General features: G+C 60.5%; 15 protein-coding genes. 9 read left to right on the top strand and 6 right to left on the bottom strand.

Annotation, left to right across the window (positions count from 1 at the left end; genetic code table 11):
• Positions 1-507 precede the first annotated feature (507 nt).
• The 4 genes from MU551_RS05495 to MU551_RS23275 all read left to right on the top strand — a co-directional run bounded on the left by MU551_RS05495 (position 508) and on the right by MU551_RS23275 (position 10,836).
• Entirely contained in the window at positions 508-3,399 is a 2,892-nt protein-coding gene (locus tag MU551_RS05495) for a LamG-like jellyroll fold domain-containing protein (RefSeq protein WP_247041375.1), read from the top strand.
• The gene (locus MU551_RS05490) at positions 3,396-9,392 is read left to right on the top strand and encodes an RHS repeat-associated core domain-containing protein (RefSeq protein ID WP_247041373.1); all 5,997 of its coding nucleotides are present in this window, start codon (positions 3,396-3,398) and stop codon (positions 9,390-9,392) included. The genes MU551_RS05495 and MU551_RS05490 overlap by 4 nt, the downstream gene beginning before the upstream one ends.
• On the top strand, positions 9,382-9,753 hold the full coding sequence (locus MU551_RS05485) for a DUF6984 family protein (protein ID WP_247041371.1): 372 nt from the start codon (positions 9,382-9,384) through the stop codon (positions 9,751-9,753). Before MU551_RS05490 ends, MU551_RS05485 begins: the two co-directional genes overlap by 11 nt.
• A 960-nt stretch (positions 9,754-10,713) precedes the next feature.
• Positions 10,714-10,836: a hypothetical protein gene (locus MU551_RS23275; RefSeq protein ID WP_281506925.1), complete on the top strand. Its 123-nt coding sequence runs from the start codon at positions 10,714-10,716 to the stop codon at positions 10,834-10,836.
• Positions 10,837-10,850: 14 nt separating this feature from the next.
• Here MU551_RS23275 and MU551_RS05480 read toward each other — a convergent pair whose 3' ends face one another.
• The gene (locus MU551_RS05480) at positions 10,851-11,117 is read right to left on the bottom strand and encodes a hypothetical protein (protein WP_247041369.1); all 267 of its coding nucleotides are present in this window, start codon (positions 11,115-11,117) and stop codon (positions 10,851-10,853) included.
• A 322-nt stretch (positions 11,118-11,439) separates the two neighbouring features.
• On the opposite strand from MU551_RS05480, the gene MU551_RS05475 reads away from it, so the two are divergent.
• The 3 genes from MU551_RS05475 (at position 11,440) to MU551_RS23595 (ending at position 13,282) form a co-directional block, all read left to right on the top strand.
• Positions 11,440-12,072, top strand: a complete 633-nt coding sequence (locus MU551_RS05475; protein WP_247041367.1) for a hypothetical protein — start codon at positions 11,440-11,442, stop codon at positions 12,070-12,072.
• A gap of 193 nt (positions 12,073-12,265) precedes the next feature.
• Positions 12,266-12,757, top strand: coding sequence for a hypothetical protein (locus MU551_RS05470; RefSeq protein WP_247041366.1), 492 nt, complete (start codon positions 12,266-12,268; stop codon positions 12,755-12,757).
• Positions 12,758-12,868: 111 nt separating this feature from the next.
• Entirely contained in the window at positions 12,869-13,282 is a 414-nt protein-coding gene (locus tag MU551_RS23595) for a DUF4304 domain-containing protein (RefSeq protein WP_372489800.1), read from the top strand.
• Between the two features lie 30 nt (positions 13,283-13,312).
• Here MU551_RS23595 and MU551_RS05465 read toward each other — a convergent pair whose 3' ends face one another.
• Entirely contained in the window at positions 13,313-13,723 is a 411-nt protein-coding gene (locus MU551_RS05465) for a hypothetical protein (RefSeq protein WP_247041365.1), read from the bottom strand.
• Between the two features lie 979 nt (positions 13,724-14,702).
• Here MU551_RS05465 and MU551_RS05460 point away from each other — a divergent pair.
• Entirely contained in the window at positions 14,703-15,872 is a 1,170-nt protein-coding gene (locus MU551_RS05460; protein ID WP_247041364.1) for an IS30 family transposase, read from the top strand.
• Positions 15,873-15,944: 72 nt separating this feature from the next.
• Entirely contained in the window at positions 15,945-16,463 is a 519-nt protein-coding gene (locus MU551_RS05455; protein ID WP_247041363.1) for a hypothetical protein, read from the top strand.
• 31 nt (positions 16,464-16,494) lie between these two features.
• Here MU551_RS05455 and MU551_RS05450 read toward each other — a convergent pair whose 3' ends face one another.
• From MU551_RS05450 to MU551_RS05435, 4 genes are all read right to left on the bottom strand, one after another.
• Positions 16,495-17,076 (bottom strand): suppressor of fused domain protein, encoded by a 582-nt coding sequence (locus tag MU551_RS05450; protein WP_247041359.1) that lies wholly within the window; start codon positions 17,074-17,076, stop codon positions 16,495-16,497.
• 316 nt (positions 17,077-17,392) lie between these two features.
• Positions 17,393-17,806: a four-helix bundle copper-binding protein gene (locus MU551_RS05445; protein ID WP_247041357.1), complete on the bottom strand. Its 414-nt coding sequence runs from the start codon at positions 17,804-17,806 to the stop codon at positions 17,393-17,395.
• Positions 17,807-17,882: 76 nt separating this feature from the next.
• Positions 17,883-18,194: a hypothetical protein gene (locus MU551_RS05440; RefSeq protein ID WP_247041351.1), complete on the bottom strand. Its 312-nt coding sequence runs from the start codon at positions 18,192-18,194 to the stop codon at positions 17,883-17,885.
• 249 nt (positions 18,195-18,443) lie between these two features.
• On the bottom strand, positions 18,444-19,253 hold the full coding sequence (locus tag MU551_RS05435) for an alpha/beta fold hydrolase (protein WP_247041349.1): 810 nt from the start codon (positions 19,251-19,253) through the stop codon (positions 18,444-18,446).
• Between the last annotated feature and the right edge of the window lie 50 nt (positions 19,254-19,303).

Genomic DNA, 19,303 nt, shown 5'->3' with positions numbered 1-19,303 from the left:
AGCCCCGCAGTGTGCTCGTAATCTGAACGTTCCAGAAGTTATTCCAAAAGTGCGGCGTCGCTCCGCGTACGGAAATGACTTCTGGGACATGCTCAGACAGAGATGCCACTCCAATTACTAACGGGAATCAAGGTCGTTGATTTGCGAAACAGCGATCGCTCGAGCGGGTCCCGGTCGTCCGCATATGCCCTTCGGTTCGGGGCATCCCTGGGTGCGGAAAGTCTCCACAACTGGTATCTGGCTTCGTATGTTCTTAGAAAGTAGTTTCCGTTTTTAGAGCAGTAAATAAAGCAAGTGACCTTATTGATTATTGGGCCCAATATCCCACCTTATTGACGCGTTGTCGGTTAAGTTCAGGTGGCGATTAGTCATAAATGATCCGGCTGGGAAGAACATACAAATTTTCTTGCCAGAACCTGTGAATCATGAATATGATCCGTGCATAAATTCATCGCGATCGGGGGATGGTTGATTGCCCCCTGTCCTGTACAGGGGAAATCCACACGCATGCACACCTCGATTCGCCCTGCCCGGCTGCTTTCCGGTCTCACTCTCCTGGCTGTTGTTTCTTTCGGGTTCGTGCCCCCGGCCGCCGCGATGGAACCCACCTCCCCCGCTCCGCAACAGGCAGCAGCCGAGACTGCTCCCGAGACTGCCGGTTCTGCCCCGGAACGTTCCGCGTCAGAGGTTGCCGAGGCCGCTGCAGCGCAGGAAGCGGCAACCTCCGGGACTGATGTGGTTGTTGAGGCGCTCACCACCCCTAGCGAGCAGGTCGTGGCGGCCCCTGACGGGAAGTTCACCAAAACGGTTTCCTCGGAGCCTGTACGCATGCAGTACAACGGCCAATGGGCCGATATCTCCACCGATCTGGTGGAGCGTGACGGTGTTCTGAAACCGAAGATGGTTCCAGCTCAGCTCGCGGTGGGGAAGGGCGGCAGCAATCACATGTCCTCGGTCGCGGACGGTAAAGGCCATTCCGTCACCGAGTCCTGGCCCTATGGGTCCCTCCCTGCCGCGCAGGTCAGGGGAAATACCGCCACCTACCCGAATGTCCTGCCCGGAGTGGACCTGATCCAGGTCGCAAAGAAGCAGGGCATTTCCCAGGTCCTAAAGATCTACACCCCCGAAGCGGCAAGGGACCCGCGGGTTGTGGAGCTCAAACTCAAGCTCGACAGCACCGGCGTCGCCCTCTCCTCCGATGGTAAGGGAGGCTTGAAAGGCACCAGCCAGACCAGCGGTGAGGAAGTCCTGCGCAGCGCGGCCGGCCGGTGGTGGGATTCCCGCCATGAAGGAGCCGGCCCCGGTGACCCCGGCGGGCCGGGGGTCACCGGTTCCTTCGACCTGTCCCTGACCACAGACGCTGCAGGCACCCACGAGAAACTGGGCATCGGCACGGTCACCACCCGCACCGACCTGACCTACCCGCTCTACATCGACCCCGACTGGTCCACGACCCAGCATTCATTCCTGTACGTCGACAACGCCTTCCCGGGAACGAACTACCTGAACGGCCAGTACACCGACGGCAGCGTCCACGTCGGCTTCCTGCCCGCCAAATGGGACTACGCCTACGGCGTCAATCACGCCACCCGAGGCTACTGGCAGTTCACCACCCAGCCCATGGCCGGGAAACACATCTTCGCTGCCCGCTTCAACGTCAGCAACATCCATTCCTCTTCCTGCTCCCCGCGCGTGGTGACCGCCTACGTCACCAGCGGTATCGGACCGGGAACGACCTGGAACAACCAGCCCAACCTGGTGAAGCTGCTCGAAAGCAAGTCCTTCGCCCACGGCTACAGCGGCTGCGGCGCCTCAACAGTGGCCTTTGACATGGCACCGGCCAAGGACTGGCTCTCCTCCTCCCCCGAATGGGCAGTGGGCCTGATCGCTAACGGCGAGGGCTGGGATGAATACAGCTGGAAACGGTTCGCGAACAACGCCAGCGTCACCATCAGCTACGGGACCGCCCCGAACACCCCCCAACTGACCGGGATGACGTTCTGCAGCCACCAGTGCCCGCCCGGACAGCAAAACGGGCTCACACGGTTCGACAAGCCGGTCTTCACCGTAAACGCCTCCGACCCCGACGGAAACACGGACGGCAGCCTGGCGATTCTGGCCGCCGTCCGCAAATCCGACGGAACCTCCGTCTGGGAGATGACCCAAGGCGCGCTCTACATCCCCGGTACCGGGGGCTCCGTGAACTGGGGCGCCAGCACATCAGATCCCCCACTGACTGATGGGGACTACTACTTCATCTTCCACACCCAGGACGGCACCGGACTGACGGCAGGCGGGGTGACATACCACTTCAAGGTCGACACAACAGCACCGCCGGCCCCGACGATTTCTGCTGTTTCCACGGCACTTGGTTCAGGGCTATCGGACCCGAACGGGGTGGTAGGGCAGACGCCCTACGAGTTCAAACTGACGAACCCGAGCGCAGACCCGGTCAAGGGATTCATCTACGCCCTCACCGGCGAGGGAGCCTCCATCAGCTACCCCGCCGACATGTCCTGCGGGCAACGGATCAAGGAATTCACCATGATCTGCCCCGCAGATGGAAAAACCACCACGTTCACAACCGCCGCCATCACGATAGCGGACACCAGGATCACCGCCTGGGCAGTTGACGAAGCCGGAAACGTCGGGACCTTCAAAAAAACCCTCAACGGCTCCACAGCAGCCTTCACCGTAGGCAACTACGCGCCCATGCCCACCCAGTCGCTATCTGTGACGACTTCCGGATCAGCGACCTCTGTGCTGATTCCCGCCGGCACCGATGGACCTACTGGGACCTGCACCGACATCGCAGAAGAAGGAACGCCGCCCGAATTTGCAGGTGCCGCGCTGGGCCTGCAGGGCGGGTACGGGAGCACCACAGCAGCCGCAGCTGACACCGCAAACAGCTTCACCGTCTCCGGATGGTTTTGCCCCACCGTCAGCACAGGCACCACAGTGCAGCCAGTCATCACCCAGAAAGACTCCGCCGGTACCGTCCTGGCCGAACTCCGCATCAACACCTCAGGCCGCTGGGAACTGGCCACCCGGACCTCCGCGGGAGCCACGGTAGCCGTATCAGCAACCGGAACAACGGTGCAGACAGGGACCTGGTACTTCGTCAACTCCGTCTACGACAAAATCAACCGCCAACTGCGCATCACGTCCGCTACATCAAATGACACCCAGACCTGGACCGTCGCCACCACCTCCGAAGCACACGCATCCACCCCGGCAGGATCCACAGTCCTCCTCGGCGCGTCCACAACAACAGCAGGAACCCCACGCTTCACCGGACTTCTCGCCGGACCCGCCCTCACCAACGGAGTCCTCGACAAAGACCAAATAGTGTCCCTCTGGGGATCCGCCAACCCCACGACAGTGACGGTGCTCAAATGAAACTGAACCACTTTTTCCAGTCCACCACACTGCTCGCCGCCATAGCGTTGGCAACCACCTCGTACTCCCTGCCCGTCCTCCCGCCTCTGCCCGGCGAGTTCAACCAAGGGTCCGTAAACAACGCCTCAGCCATACCCTCACTTGAATCGACGCCGCCGGCTGCCATCAACGTGCTCACCACACCTGAGGCCCCCGGGACCAAGGCGACAGTCACCGGCGCCTCGAGCTCATCGCTCCCGGAATCAAAAACCCAAGGGCCAGCCATCCGGAATGCCTCCTTCCCACTGGCGCCGCCCGCTGCCAATGACAAAGGCGCCGGCGACTTCACAGCCCTCCCCGGAACATCATCAGGAAATTGGGGAACAACAGGCCAGACCGGCGGATTCACCTGGACCTACCCGATTTCTGCGCGAAAAGGATCCGTGGGGCCTTCACCAGAACTGGGCCTGTCCTATGACTCCACCCGGGTCGACGAACTGACCAGTGCCACCAACAACCAGGCCAGCGCAATCGGCGACGGCTGGGGCCTTTCCGGATCGGGACGAATCACCCAGAATTTCCGCCCTTGCGCTGACCAAGGTGTCACCGGGTCCTATGACCTTTGCGGCAACCCCGGTGGACAGAATGTCTCCATCAGTTTCGGCGGCCGCTCAGGAGAACTGGTCAAAGACACCGCCACCGGTGCCTGGAAGCTCTCCAAAGACGACGGCTCCCGCGTCGAATACCTCACTGGCGCGGGCACCAACGGAAGCCATGACGGCGGCCACTGGAAAATCACCGACACTTCCGGGACCCAGTACTTCTTCGGCCTGAACAAGCTCCCCGGCTGGATTGCAGGGAACGCCACCACCAACTCTGTGGACACTCTCCCCGTGGGGGCCGCTGCCGCGGACCAGCCCTGCGCTGCCGGCTCCTTCGCAGCTTCGCTTTGCCAGCAGGCCCAAGGCTGGAACCTGGACTACATCGTTGACGTGCACGGCAACAGCCAGGCGCAGTACTACAGTCAGGCGACCAACCACTACCGGGCGCAGGCCGGAACAGGAGCGATCCTGCCCTACGTCCGCTCCAGCCGTCTGGACCGGATCGACTACGGTATGCGCGCCGGCAGCGAACTGATCGCTTCTGCTCCACTGAGGATCAGGCTGGACTACACAGAGCGCTGCACAGGGATCGACTGTGCTGCAGGAACAGACGTTCCCACAGACCTCGCCTGCCCGGCAACAGGCCCCTGCACCATCCAGTCGCCCACCTTCTACATGGACTATCGGCTCACCGGCGTCCAGACCGAGACCCTCGTCGGCACCGCCTATCAGGCAGCGGATCGATGGAACCTTTCCCACTCCATGCCCAACCCCGGCGACGGCACCAAACCGGCACTGTGGCTGGGCTCCGTGGAACACCAGGGCCTGAACACCCAAGCCGGCCAGGGCACCATCACCGATCCGCCCGTCGTGTTCGGCGGGCAGACCCTGCAAAACCGGGTATGGGTAATGGACGGACTCGCACCCTTGAACAGGTTCCGTATTTCCGCCATCAAGACCGTCACGGGCGCGACCACCGCCGTCGCCTACAACGGAGCAGATTGCTCCCCAACCAGCCTTCCCTCATCGCCGGAAACCAATACCCGGCGCTGCTTCCCGCAATGGTGGCAGCCCACCACCCCGATCATGCAGGCCTCACGGATGGACTGGTTCCACATCTACCCGGTCGCTGCGATAATAGTCGATGCCGGCCCCGGCGGGGCCGGGAGCCGGTCCCAGAACACCCGCTACCAGTACATCGGCACCCCGGCCTGGAAATACCCCGAACCCACTTACCGGACCGGGACGGCCGGGGCGAAACAGACCTGGTCCATCGCCGCAGGTTGGGCCCAGGTCAAAACCATCACAGCCGGCAGCACCACCCTCACCACCTACCTCCGCGGGCTCGATAAAACCCCCTCGAACAGCAGCGGCGGACTGAACACTGCCCAACAAACAGCCACAGACGGCAGTGTTGTCACCGACTCCATCTGGCTCGCAGGCCGGGTCCTGGAAACCCAGAGTCTCCGCAGTGAAAACGGAGCCTTGCTGGGCACCTCCGTGACCGTCCCATGGGCGTCCACCCCCACCGCCACCGGACCCGCAGCACTCGGAACACCAACCGCCCGTCAACAAGGAACCAGCAAAAAATGGGCAAAATCAGCCATAGACACCGGCTGGCGGACCACTCAAAGCGACACCCACTTCGACTCCCTCGGAAGACCCAAGGCCAGCACCCACGCCCTGGACCTTTCCACAGCAGCCGATGACACCTGCACCACCACCAGCTACGCCGATGGCACCGCCGCGAACCTCCTATCCCTGCCCGCTGTCATCTCCACCTACAGCGGCGCCTGCACAAGCGCCGGCGCACCCGCCGGGAACCTGCTGAAGTCCAGTCAGCGCCTCTACGACACGAACACCAGTGCCGTGCCGGGCAGTGCCGGATACGCTGCCCCCACCAAGGGCAGCCTGAGCACAATACGGCAGGCCAAGGCCATCACCGGTACGGCGGTCACAGACTGGCAGCCGGGACCGGCCCTGGGGTACGACTCCCTCGGACGCTTGAGCACCGCAACAGACACAACAACCGGCACCGCCAGGACCACCACCACCGCCTACAGTCCAGCCGCCGGGCCCGCTACCACTGTCACTGTCACCAACCCTCTTGGCTGGGCCGGCACCAAAAACCTGGACCCCGTACGTGGACAGGAAATCTCATCCGTGGACCCGAACGGATCCACCACCACCACCGCCTATGACGCCAGCGGCCGGACCACGGGAATCTGGGACCCCAGCCGGCCCAAGGCCACCAACCCCGTCCCCACCACCGGAACCACCTACAGGGTCTCCCAGACGGAGCCCTCTTGGATCAAAACGGGGATCATCACCTACAGCGGCGGGACCTTGGAGGACTACAAGATCTATGACGGACTGGGCCGTATCCGACAGACCCAGAGCCTCTCTACCCACGGCGGAAGCATCACCACAGACACCTTGTACGGCGACACCGGCGATAAGGCCTTGGAACGGCAGGGGTACTACCTCTCCACAGACCCCGACGGAATCCTCCGGATCCCCTCCGAAGCCGTACCCTCTTCCACCAACTACCAATACGACACAGCAGGGCGCTTGATCAAGACCCGCAAGCTCGCCTACGACAACGAGGAACAATGGGCGACCACCATCGCCTATGCAGGCACCAACTCCGTCACCACCACCGGTCCCGGCAACGAACCAGCCGTCACAGTCAACACCGACGCCGCCGGCAAGACCATCGCCCGAAAAACGTTCCGCGGCACGACGGCAACCGGGACCGCAGACACCACCACCTACACCTACAACCCACTGCAACAAATGACAGGGATGACCGACCCGGCAGGCAATACCTGGGGCTGGGTATTCGACCCCCTCGGCCGCCAGACCGGCGCCACCGATCCCGATACCGGCGCCACCTCCACCGCTTACGACACCAGCAGCCGGAAAGCAACCGCTATAAACGGCCTCGGTACCGTCACAACCACTGAATACGACACGCTCGACCGCGCGACCAAAGTATCCACGGCCCTGTCCGGCCAGCCCGCGAAAACGCTACTGACCCACACGTACGACACGGAAAAGAAAGGCCAGCTCGCCTCCAGTACGCGCTTCAACGGCCCCAACCAGGACCAGGCCGTCACCACCACCAGCTCCGGCTACAACGCGAACTACCAACCCAACTCAGTCAAGGTCCAGCTCCCGGCATCCGTCGGAACCCTCGCGGGAACCTACGAAACCAAATCAACATACGGCAAATCAGGGCTTCCCGCCTACGTCACCTACCCCGCTATCGGAGGACTTCCCCAGGAGGCCGTCTCCCACACCTACAACGAGTTGGACCAGCCCTCAGGGGTCTCCTCGCAGTTCGGCGTCACCTACATCGGCAGCACTGAGCGGGACAACATGAACAACGTGACTGCTTACGCCCAACGCGACAACAAACTCTTCACCGCCGGTACCGACACCATGGGCTCAGCCCGGGCCGTATTCTCCTGGGACTACGCCACAGGCAGGCTCCTGGATACCAAGTACTCGAACAACGCCCGCAACGTCATCACTGACATGGGCACCACCAAATACACCTATGAACCCAGCGGGCAACTCACCTCGCGCGAACTCACCTACGCCACCCGCCCCAACGGGGCGGCAGCCTCCGACTACCAGTGCTACAGCTACGACCACGCCGGCCGGCTGGCCGGGGTATGGACCCCGGCCAGCCAGGAGTGTGCCGGTGGGTTCACCGCGTCCGGCCTCGGCGGCACGGCACCCTACGCCCAGGCCTACGAATACAACACCGCCGGTGATCGGTCTAAAGCCACCCGCTACACATCAACAGGGGCCGTGGCCGTCACGGAGGAATCCACCTACCCGGCCGCCGGGGCCCCCGGTGCCCACCGGCTTCAATCCACCAAACGGACAACAGGCGCCGGAGCCGTCACCACAGACAGCTACGGCTGGGATACCGCAGGACAAATGACCAACCGGGCAGGCCAAACCATCAGTTACACCCCTGACGGGAAAATCGCCTCCACCTCCGGAACGAGCACCGTCCCAAGAAACCCCAACCCATCCGCCGCAACCGGCACAACACCCGTCACAGGGACGGGAACCACGTCTCAGCGCTACTACACCGCCGACGGAACACTCGTCGCCATCATCGACGGCACCGGCACCACCGTCACAGTAGGGAACGCGACCGCGTTCTGCGCCACTGCAGGGGCGATCTCAGCGACCAGAACCTACACCTTCGCCGGCAAAACCGTCGCCCAGCGCACCTCCCGGCCAGGCGTCACCGCAACTTCAGTGGCCTTCATCAACGGCGACAGCGTCAACACCGCCCAAGTCATGACCGGCCCCACCACAGGCGGCGGAACAGTCGGAATCACAGCCGTCAAACGCCACACGGACCCCTTCGGCCTGACCCGAGGCCCCACCCTCACCGCGATCGGCCAAACCGCCCTCGCAGCGGCCCCCTCGACCCGTACCGGCCCTGGCTCCAACGAATCCAACGAAACGGGGTTCTCCGCCGCCACCGGCTACATCTCAGGAACCAACGACACCGCCAGTACACTCACCCACCTCGGCGCCCGCGACTACGACCCCGTCCTCGGCATCTTCACCGCCCCCGATCCCATCCTGAAACTGGGTGAAGCCAAAAACTTCTCCGCTTACATATATGCCGAAGGCGACCCAGTCAACGGCTCGGACCCCTCCGGCCTCATGATCGCTGGGCCAAGAATCACGGACGGTGGGGACAGCGGCGGTTGGCGCGATCACAGAGCCACCGCCACACCAGGCCAATACGTTGCACCCGCGTTCATGGCTGCGCCACCGACGTACTTCGAAAGGCTTGTCTCTTCCAGCAGAGCGCAACCCGCCGCCACCACGAGCAGCAACCTCGACCTAATAGCAGAAGGGATGGCTGACCCCTATGGATTCACGGCCTATCAAAATCAATACGGCAACGAAGCAGCCCTAGCCACAGCTATTAGATACATCAGCTTCGACGTAGGATGGATCCCCGTATTTGGTGCCGGCTCAATCGGCCTCGACATGCTGGCCAACCAGATCGAAGGCAAACCCGCCATCAGCGAAGAAGATATCCCCCTCACAGCAATGGGCGCCCTACCTGTCGTTGGATCTATCGGGAAACTAGGAAAGACCGCCTCATCCGGCGCAAAGGTAGTTAAGAGTGGGGCGACCGCACCCAACATCGTTTTTGGGCACGGTGCGCGGCACTTAGAAGGAACAGGTCTGGGCGTTCAAGAAGTTGAGTCGATGATTCACCAGCAGGTGACGACAGCCGTGGCCAAGACGACAGCGGAGACGGGTTCGTTCTGGGGCCGCATCGAACTCAGAGGGACTACCATCGAATATCGGGCGTATACGCTGCCGGACGGCAAGATTAACGTGGGAACCTACTATGTACCTTGACCAAGTCGGAGATCGTCGTCAAGCCTCCGCAAAGGAAATAGATCTGCTTCAGCGGATGCTCGATACCCACTTTCAGGGTTCCGCGGAACTCAGGCGACAATTATCGAGCATAGTCGTTGAGCAGATTGATCGAAACGGGAGCCTTCTGCTCCGCCCGATCTCTCCAACTCCTGCCATGGTTTCTCGCCGCATTCCCGTCGAGGCGACCTACCCCGACTCCGACGGTGTCTTGGTTCACGTGCTTATCCATGTGAGAGACGGTGTGCTAAATGAACTTGAGATATACAGGGAGGACTCGGGCGATGTACTGAGCGCCGCGGTCGACGCATTGGTGCTTGAGATTGAGGCATGGGCGGAGTAGTCATAGCGCTTGACCGATGCGAAAGGTCCGCGGGTAGGCGCTCAGTTCCAGAGCGAAGACTTTCGAGCGAGCGTATTCCACTTTCGGATTGAGCAGAACGAGCATCCACTTGAATTTCACTCCGTTCGCGACATGTTGAAGACTTTTGCGCAAGCCTACGTGGAAGGTATCCATTACATAGACGATCACGGATATTTGATGCTTCGTTTGCTAGTTTGGCTGCTTCTTTAAATCCATCAGTTCAGTGGTGGAAGGATTAGGGGAATCCGTGTGCAGGTATGTGGATCGATCAAATATAGGAATCGGGAGCCTTGCCACCCCTTCCTAACGCCATCAATGAGGGCCAAGGAGGGAAGCTAAGCGTTCTCTAAGCCGTCCCTACCGCGACAGCTTCCGGCTGCTCCCCCGTCGTGAATGTCTCATCCAAACGCGTGTTCTGGGTTTCCACGGTTACCGACGCAAAACTGTCCCGCCAAAGTGATTCAGGTGACGTTTCTGCGGACCTGGAAGTCCGTCTCAAATACGATCGATCAACGAGGCAAGCCGGCCACGCTGCCGCTGGGTTCCAAGATCAACGTGGCTACATGGACGTAAGCTGTCTCGAAATGCCGTCTAACAACCGAACGTCTCACAACTGCAAATTGGTCGGATAAAGAGAATACGACCCGCCAATGGCTGTCAGGGGTACGTTGCCACCACCGAAGAGAACCTCTCAATCTGCAGGCCCCGTGCGGCCGCTGCAATTCGCTTTGAAGCGAGGCGCGCCCGGGTGCCGGCGGCACGCCGCGAGTTTTCTGTGGACGACACGTCGCCCACCCATCCACACCGGGCAGCTGCTCCGGCGTTGCCAGTGTGGGGATCCTGTGCACAGCCGGATCCGGGCCTATAGTCACTCGCGCCTTTTGTCGGGCCCCGACCCATACGATTGTTCTCCCCACAGAAGCAGGAGGCAGGAGAACCATGGACGAACAGCAGCGGCCGCGAGCCAACAGCTGGCAGATCGCCGGCGTCTGGATCTCCGCCGCTGCCCTGCTGATCGCAGCCGTCAGGGCGGCCGTCGATCTATGGCCTCTATTCAAGTAGGCTGCCCCCCCGACTCAGTCGAAGAATTCTGGTGGTGCTTCAGATACCGCCAGCTGCATGTTCTGGAGAGTGACTCTCTCAACAACCAGCAAGCGCTTGACTGTGAAATGACGTCCCTGCTCGAGATCATGGGCGATTTCCTGTTGCAAGCGCACGGGGTCGAAGAAGCTCACGCTTACAGGCAAGTCGTCGACCAGCACATACGTATCAAGGACGCCCTTGTCCTTGATTTCCCATGCGTAAACACTGTAATCAGGTGGCAGTACGAGTTCTCGTGACATAGCTAGTACTCCTCGATTCTGCGAGGTCCGGCGTAACACTTCCCTCCCAGAAGTTAGCCCGAAAGTCGCGGATGCGCCGCCATGCGGAGACAACTTTCGGGACGCGTCGGACGGCGATCAACTCATGACGCCGATGCCGCCCGCTTACCCGTGCTTGGACCCAGCGCCCTGGTCAACGAGGACATGCTCACGCTCAAGGTCCCTGCGATCTCTTCAAGCTTCTTTCCCTGGCTTCTAAGTGCGTCTCGGTAGTAGTGAAGGGTCACCCTTAGGGTGATCTTTAGCGACTGAAGGATCATTCAGACAGAATCGGAGCAAGCACATGAAAACAAATCTCGCTCCTGCCAAGTCCGCATCTTCTGCGGATTGGCTGGCCCGCGGCTTTCCGGGGCCTCCGCTTCTCGTGAGCACATTTGTGCCAGAGACTTTTCCGGCAATCGTTCGTGTTCTAAATCCCCTTGTCGGCGCAGCCGGACGGAAACTCTCGTGGACCGCTGTTGCGCAGGAGCTGGACCTTCCCTTGAACGGTGCCGCCGTTGGGGACCGTCTATGCCAGAACTACAGGGCCAAAACGGGTGAGAAGATCAATGTTGATTTCGGGACACTCGATTACCAGGTTGCATCTGCCCTGGCAGAGGTTCTTAGCCGGCACACGACCACGCCCGACAAATGTTTCTTCGCCGCCTGGGCAGGCTATTCCGACATCAGGGACGATTTGGCCGGAGCCCCCGTGGTAATCCTTCCTCCCGAGCGGGAGATGTACCTCCTCGAAGGACCCATAGAAGCTGCGACAGAGTCGGTCGATGAACACCACTCCAGGCGCAGCTTGCGGTGGTGGCCTGCTGATCAAACCTGGTGCGTTGGAAATGATCTCTACGCTGATTCGGTGTACGTCGCTGGTTCCACAGAATGCGTCTCGGCTCTGGTGGAGGATCCCGTCTGGAAACCCTCGTAGCCGACCGCTCCGACGTTCATCCTGGAATCTACGCATAAGCACTTCGAGGCCTGAAGCGAGGCGACGTTCAGATGGGGAACCCTTCTCGGGCGGAATTGGCGATGCCGCGCGTAAAGCCAAGATGGTGAGGATCAGGCGGTTGAGCGAGAAGCCACCTATCGGGCTTTCGCTCAGGCTTGTCTAGGGTGGAGCCATGACTTTCGAAAGCATCATGCCGGAAGATGTTCGCCTCATCTTTCTGCGCGTCCAGACCGAGCTTCTTCCCATTGAAGCGTTACCGGACACTGCCGCGGAATTGCTTATCCGAGGCTACGACAGTCCCGCGTTGCGGGAACTCGCCGGGCACCCGCGCAACGATCCGCGGGGGGCCAGAGACCTCTGGCTGATGGTACGGGACGAACTTGGCGTTCCCTATATGGATGATGCTGAGGCTCGGTGGATCTTGATGCGGGAGTGGATGTCCCGCATAGTCGACGGAACTCTCGATCCAGTCGAAGGCGCAAGGTTGATTCTTCGCCATGGATGGATTGAGCTCAGGCAGCCTGTTGAACTTGGCGGGCTGGTCGCGCTGCTGGACGATTGGGATGATATGCCAAGCTGGCGCGGTGACACGAAAGTGAGGATAGTGGCCGATGCCAGGGAAATCCTCAACGGACCATCAGGAAAGTCTAAGGACGCCGAGTAGCCTCAGGCCAACCTTCAGCGGGCATCATGGTGCACAGCCGGCCTCCGTCGCTGACGCTATGCTCGTGCGGTGAGCATCGTTGGAGGGACTGCACAGGACCAATTTCGTTCAATGGTAAGCACAGAGCTGGCATCGGAGCTGCGGCGCCTTGGGTTCCGTGGAAGCGGCGTACGGTACGAACTACCGTCAGCTACTCACTGGCTATTGATGGGCTTGCAGAGATCAACGTCCAGTACTGCGGATGAGGTGCGCTTCACGGTGAACCTCTCGGCGGTCGACCGCCAGGCTTGGGCCACTAAGCGCGAAACGGAGAAGTGGATGGGCATGCGGCCGAGCGCGAACGTTTTGGGTCCCGTCACGACGTCAAAGCGTTTGGGGAAACTCGTATGGGGAGCCGATACCTGGTTTGCCGTCCGGCCGCACTCATCTACTAAAGAGGTCGCCAGTAAGGTCCGGGACGCCATTAGAGACGAGGGCATCCCATGGTTACGCGCGCAGGAATCCTCCAGTAGGCCCCGCCCGTAAGCCGATCCTTGACCGGGACCGTGCTACAGGTCAGTGGCGGGTGCTGTGCGAAGTCATGATCGTGCCGTCCGAGACCAGTGCCACTCGGATGGATGCAGCGTGGAGGTCGATTTTACCGAGATCCCCTTCAACGGTGTAGTGATTTCCCTCGATGATGAGGGAGTCGATATTGCCGTAGTCGACTGACCCGTCAGGGTCGCGCGAAGGCCGGGAACTGAGCTGACCCGTCCAATTCAAATCTGTTACACCATCGAACACCAGTACTCCCTTGCGGTAGCAGTGTTGCTCTCTGGGGCGCGCCGGGGCATAGGAGGGGTGTTCCTCGGTCAGTACGAACTCCGCGGTAATGACAAGTTGTCCTCGGTTTGCACTGATGTCCAATACCCAGCTGTCTTCTAGGTAGAAGCCCCTAAGAACTTCAAGTTCAAAGTACTCTCCCAACGTCGGCCTTTCTACCTGCCCATGTACCGATGAATCGCACGGTCCGGTCAACTGTAGCGCTGGGTGGAAAGCAGCGCGCCCGTAAGCCGGTTGATCAGCGTGCCTCTGGTGCACGTAAGCCGAACCTTCATCGGACACTGGCCAAGGACGTTTGCTGTGGGATTTCACTCGGCTGCCTTCGATCGCAGCACATGGGGAGTTTGCCGTCATGTGGCGGCCTTTTTTGATCGGTAAATGTCGCTAGTTGCCGATGACGAGGATACTGGCGGCTTCGAGACCAAGCCAACCTGCGCTCGGCCGACGTGCTGAAAGATGGCGTCGGGACCCTGGAGAAGTACTATGAATCGCTCCCTGATTGGACACAGGCTGGCCTGAAGCCCGTGGTGGAGAGACCAAAATGGAGGAATCAATGTTATTCCCAGATAGCTCAACCCCGCTGGAGCCGGTCCTGACGATTCGCGGGTGTTTTCTGGTCATGTCCGACTTCGTCTGGGCGTATGCGCGGCGCGGATCAGGCGATGACCTACTAACCTTGATTGGCGACACCGGACTGTTAGAGGATGGGCGCCCAACAGACCCAGCGGCCTGGGAGGACTGGGTGGAAAGCATGGACTGGATCGAGTACGGGAATCCACCCCGTACTGGATCCTCAACGTCATACCAGGACAGCCCAACCGCCGAGGCGGTCAGTCTCACGTCCCGCGAAGGGTTCCTGATCACCTCTGACTTCTTATGGGAGTACGGCAACCGGGAAGGTGATCACCTGCTGACGTTTCTCCAAGACATAGCCCTGAGGTACGACGGCCAACCCACCAACCCAAGAATCTGGCCGGACTGGCTGGACAGCGTTAGATGGATCAAGTCTGGGAAACCTTCCAGAAATCCGTAACCATCGCTAACCCTGATCGGATCCCTCACCGCACTGTAACCGCCCGATAGCCGAACCTTGGGTTCTTGCGGTGATTGCAACACTTAGCGGATGGGTGTTGTCATGGCGAGGTATTCGATTTATGTAAGACCGGATCTTCTACAGCTGTTCTGGGCCGGGATGCAGGCTGGTGATTTCATCACTGACGCGGTTGTGCCGATCAATTCGAACAGGCGGACCGGGCGCCGGGTGCTGGCCGAGGCCGGGGGCGTCAGGCCACGCCGCGGCAGGGATTTGAAGGGCAGGTGCCTGACCTTCGCCCAGCGTGAAGAGATCGCGGTGTTGCGCTCCCAGGGACATTCGCTGCGCCGGATCGGGGCGGTGATCGGCAGGTCTGCCTCGACCGTGTCCCGGGAGCTTCGGCGCAATTCATTACCCGGGTTGCCCTATCGGGCGACGTCGGCTCACGCACTGGCATATGAGCGGGCTTCACGGCCGAAACCGGCCAAACTGCACACGAACACTGGGTTGCGTGCGAAGGTGGAAGAGGATCTGCAAAAGAAGTACTCGCCTGAGCAGATCGCAGGACGCCTGCGGGTCGAGTTTCCCGATGAGCCGGAGATGCGGGTGTCACCAGAGACCATTTACCAGTCCCTCTACGTTCAAGCCCGTGGAGCCCTGAACCGTGATCTGGCCGCGTGTTTACGCACCGGACGCGCCCTCAGGCAGCCCTGCAGGAAGGCCGGCCAGCGGAAGAACCGGATCCCCGGGATGATCAATATCTCCGAACGTCCCCCCGAGGTTCAGGACCGCGCTGTGCCGGGCCATTGGGAGGGCGATCTCATCATCGGCAAAGGCAACCTGTCCGCGATCGGGACCCTCGTGGAGAGAACCACCAACTACACGATGCTCGTGCACCTGCCCGATGGCTACAAGGCAGAGCAAATGCGAGACGCCCTGGCAGCGAAGATCAAGACACTCCCCGAAGCACTACGGCATTCCCTCACCTGGGACCAGGGCATCGAAATGCAGGCCTGGAAGAGCGTGAAAATGGACACCGGCATAGACATCTACTTCTGCGACCCGCACTCACCCTGGCAACGCGGCATCAACGAAAACACCAACGGCCTGCTGCGCCAGTACTTCCCCAAAGGCACCGACCTGAGCATCCACAGCGCCGAAGACCTCGACTGGGTCGCCCAGGAACTCAACGACCGGCCACGCAAACGACTAGAGTTCAAAAAACCTGTCGAACTGATCGAAGGACTCCTGTTGCAATGACCGCCTGAATCCGCCGAACCTTTACCGGGCCAGGTCATCCATCGCACGTTTGTCGCTGCATATGCTTGCCGTATGAGAATTCAACAGTCAGGAGGGGGCGCAGCGGGCGTCGAGTTGATCACCGCCCACGCACTGTGGCTCATCAGGCACGATGCCGCAGCAACTGCGATCTCGGCTGCGACTGACGCGCTTGTCGAAGGTAATGACAGCGAAGCACTCCGCGAACTTGCAGGCATGCCCACCGATGCGAACGCATTCGAGCTCGGCGCACTCATCGACGAATCTCTCAACAGCCTGGACCTGCCGACATCCGGGATGACTGAAGATGACGCACTCGTGATCGCGACACGTCACTTTGCCCAACAAGTGATCGCCGGACTACTTCCGATCCGAGAGTTCACGGCCTGGGCTCACTCCGTCGTCGGGCACACCGGGCCATCGCTCGCACAGGAGATCGTGGAACTTGATGATCTCTATGACGCGTTCGAGGGAGGCTGGGGCGAGGAGCCGGACGCGACGCAGACACTCGAGCGATTTCTTGAGGCATCACTTCCAGCGGTTCAGAAGTGGGCGCAATTCCGAACCGCCTAGGATCCCTCAGCGGACACCCGCGTGCGAAGTCCTATCTTGGCTGTTTACTCGGGATCTCGGGTCCGCGACCGGACTCCCAGAACGACACATGTCTGTGTTCCCACCAGTTCATCAATGCTTCAGCGCCCTGTTTGCGTTTGAACGCCAGTTCCGATTCATACAGGGGAATGGCCTGCAGAAAATGGACGTGGGATCCGTCCGGCAACTGGACCGGGGGAAGGACTTCCTCCTGATCTAAGACGAGGAATGCCATCATGTCCGTTCCGGGCCAGAGTGGACCATCGGAAGGCACCGAATCCCCGCTGTTGACGGTCACAGCGTTCCGTCGGCCGTAGAGTCCCAACGCCGCAAACGAACTGGCGACGGCGTCCGGGCCTGGATTCAGGCCGAGCATGAATTCAGCCCCGTGTCTGGGCTCGCCGACGTCTTCGAGCACTGCGTCACTGGCACCCACCGTGACGTAGATGTCCACGCCCTCACCCGTGGCCTCTGCAGCCCATTTCCAGATCTCGATGGAAAGCCCTTGAACTTCGAATTCGGCTGTCTTCGTGGGGTCGCCCCATCGGGCCAACAAGTAGTCCTGAATTGAACCCCGCTGTAGAAAATCCGCCATGTCTAGATTCTTCCCTATGGAAAACGTCTCCGCGTGCCCGTAAGCCGGTCGTTCAGCGTGCCGCTGAAAGCCGCTGACCATATCCGAGTGACGGCGGGTCTGGGCGATGTACGTATGACCCGCACGGTGAAATGAACGATGAGGGGGCGCTAACAGCAACTGCCGGCGGGGACAACGGGGCCAGCCCTTGTCTCGGAAACATGTTTCATCAAGCGCGAACGCTGCCGACGTCAAAGACGACGGTTTTCGGACCGGTGGTCCAGATTGGAAGATTCGGTAACCTGGCGGCCAGAATTCATGCCTATGGGCAGTCCAATCAGCCCAGGGAAGTTAGGAGTTCGTTGCAGGCTTGCTCGCAGCGCCGGCACGCCTCCGCACAGATCCGGCAATGCTCATGCATGTCCGCGTGGTGTTGGCATTCATCGCCGCATGCCTTGCATACCGTGGCGCAGGACTGGAGCACGGCCTGGGTGATGTTGGAGTCGTAACCGGTATGGCGAGAGAGGATGTTTCCCGTCGTTGTGCAGATGTCCGCGCAGTCCAGATCTGTACGGATGCATTTGGTCAGCTCGGCCACCTTGTCCTCGCTTAGACAGGCATCTGCGCAGGCGGTGCAGGCTTGTGAGCAGGCATAACAGGCTGCGATGCATTCGGCCAGTTTGTGCTGATCAATGTCGCCAAGGTCTTTGGGGTAGGCATCTAGCAGTTTGTGAGTGGTCCCGTGGGTCATTTTGTACTCTGTCTTCTAAGGATGAGTAGCTGGAAAAGGTCCGGAGCCGGCCCAGTCCGGGCTCCGGAGCGGGAGGTTAAGGGCCAGAGTGGCCGCATTCGCCATTGAGCTTGAAATCAGAAAGCGCGGGGCTCGAGAAATCCTGGAAGCCGTCTGTGATCACGTTCAGTGAGCGCAGGGAGCTTGTATCCGAATGGCTGCCGTATCCGGGTGTTACGCCGGGCGGATCTGCGACGTCTCCAAGTGGATGATGCGTGAAGGCGGTCTCCGAGGCGCAGTCAAAGGATTCCACGATTGGGTGGATTGTTGCAGACGCTGCCGGCGCAAATCCTAGAGCGCCGAGAAAAACGATGGCAGAAACCGCAAGCAGTCTCTTAGTCAGATTCATTAGCTTTCTCCTTTACTAACAGGAGCGCAGGCTGCGCTCCGAGCTCCATTAACGTCTCGCTTCGATAGCAAAGCAATAGCCGCCGAAAAGGAGTTCAAGAATGCTGTCCAGACAGCATCAATCACCTTGATGCCCGCCACACCACACATAATGGGCGATTCCAACGGCAATCACTGCGGTGAATACTCCGACCCCGCCACGCAGCACCAGAGCCGAGTATGGGAAAACGAATTCATCACCACGAGCCCACTATTGCAACAGGCCTCCGGGAAGGGAACGGAGGAACGTCCTTACCTCAAGATTGAAGGCGTCGGCTCCCTCTATGTTGCTCAGGTGCCCGAGGCCGGGAAGTATAACGAGCCGGGATCGGGGGATTTTCGCGTGCAGTTCCTTTCCAACCGCCAACGGCGATCGCGTGTCGAATTCGCCATGTAGTACCAGTGTTGGGACGTTGATGTTCGGCAAGATGCCGCGAAGGTCGGCTTTCGCCATAGCTCTGAGCATCGTCAAACTGGCGCGCGGGTGGATATCGGACATCAGCGTTAGAGTCTGTTCGGCCATGGCTCGCGGTGCAGACTCGGTGAGCATGCCGGGCAGGTACTTGGGCAGCCAGTCCTCGGGAGGCTGTGTGACTTCTTCACTGATCCGCTGGACGCGGCGCTGTACCTCGTCGGCGGGCAGGGAGCCCGCCCAGCCCGCGTACGCCCCAGCTAGGATCAGGCTTCTGGGCAAGGTCGGGTGTCGTGCATACAGCGCCAGGGCGAGAGCGCCACCGAACGACAGGCCAAGGATGTGTGGGCGATTAAGGCCGAGCGCTCTCACGAATCCAGCAAGGCTGTCGGCGTATTGTTCCATGGAAAAGGACTCGGGAGGATCGTGGGATCCTCCGCAGCCGGGAGCGTCCCAAGCGACGACATCAAATTCGTCATCGAGGTCGTTGAGCTGCGGGCCCCAGGATCGGCTGTCGAACCCAAAGCCGCCATGGAGAAGGACGAGGGGATCTCCCGATCCCAATCGTCGGTAGGTGATCTTATGGCCGGACACTGTAACTGCGCCCACCCACATATCTTGGCATCCGGCAATAAAGGCTGGCAACGCCGCGACACTCT

Source organism: Arthrobacter rhizosphaerae, assembly GCF_023062595.1.
Classification (GTDB): domain Bacteria; phylum Actinomycetota; class Actinomycetes; order Actinomycetales; family Micrococcaceae; genus Arthrobacter; species Arthrobacter rhizosphaerae.
The sequence above is the reverse complement of the archived record's forward strand: the minus strand, read 5'-3'. Positions and strand labels throughout refer to the sequence as shown.

Coding starts and splice junctions, on each gene's coding strand:
- MU551_RS05495 (WP_247041375.1), top strand. CDS start 508: ATGCACACCTCGATTCGCCCTGCCCGGCTGCTTTCCGGTCTCACTCTC.
- MU551_RS05490 (WP_247041373.1), top strand. CDS start 3,396: ATGAAACTGAACCACTTTTTCCAGTCCACCACACTGCTCGCCGCCATA.
- MU551_RS05485 (WP_247041371.1), top strand. CDS start 9,382: ATGTACCTTGACCAAGTCGGAGATCGTCGTCAAGCCTCCGCAAAGGAA.
- MU551_RS23275 (WP_281506925.1), top strand. CDS start 10,714: ATGGACGAACAGCAGCGGCCGCGAGCCAACAGCTGGCAGATCGCCGGC.
- MU551_RS05480 (WP_247041369.1), bottom strand. CDS start 11,117: ATGTCACGAGAACTCGTACTGCCACCTGATTACAGTGTTTACGCATGG.
- MU551_RS05475 (WP_247041367.1), top strand. CDS start 11,440: ATGAAAACAAATCTCGCTCCTGCCAAGTCCGCATCTTCTGCGGATTGG.
- MU551_RS05470 (WP_247041366.1), top strand. CDS start 12,266: ATGACTTTCGAAAGCATCATGCCGGAAGATGTTCGCCTCATCTTTCTG.
- MU551_RS23595 (WP_372489800.1), top strand. CDS start 12,869: ATGGTAAGCACAGAGCTGGCATCGGAGCTGCGGCGCCTTGGGTTCCGT.
- MU551_RS05460 (WP_247041364.1), top strand. CDS start 14,703: ATGGGTGTTGTCATGGCGAGGTATTCGATTTATGTAAGACCGGATCTT.
- MU551_RS05455 (WP_247041363.1), top strand. CDS start 15,945: ATGAGAATTCAACAGTCAGGAGGGGGCGCAGCGGGCGTCGAGTTGATC.
- MU551_RS05450 (WP_247041359.1), bottom strand. CDS start 17,076: ATGGCGGATTTTCTACAGCGGGGTTCAATTCAGGACTACTTGTTGGCC.
- MU551_RS05445 (WP_247041357.1), bottom strand. CDS start 17,806: ATGACCCACGGGACCACTCACAAACTGCTAGATGCCTACCCCAAAGAC.
- MU551_RS05440 (WP_247041351.1), bottom strand. CDS start 18,194: ATGAATCTGACTAAGAGACTGCTTGCGGTTTCTGCCATCGTTTTTCTC.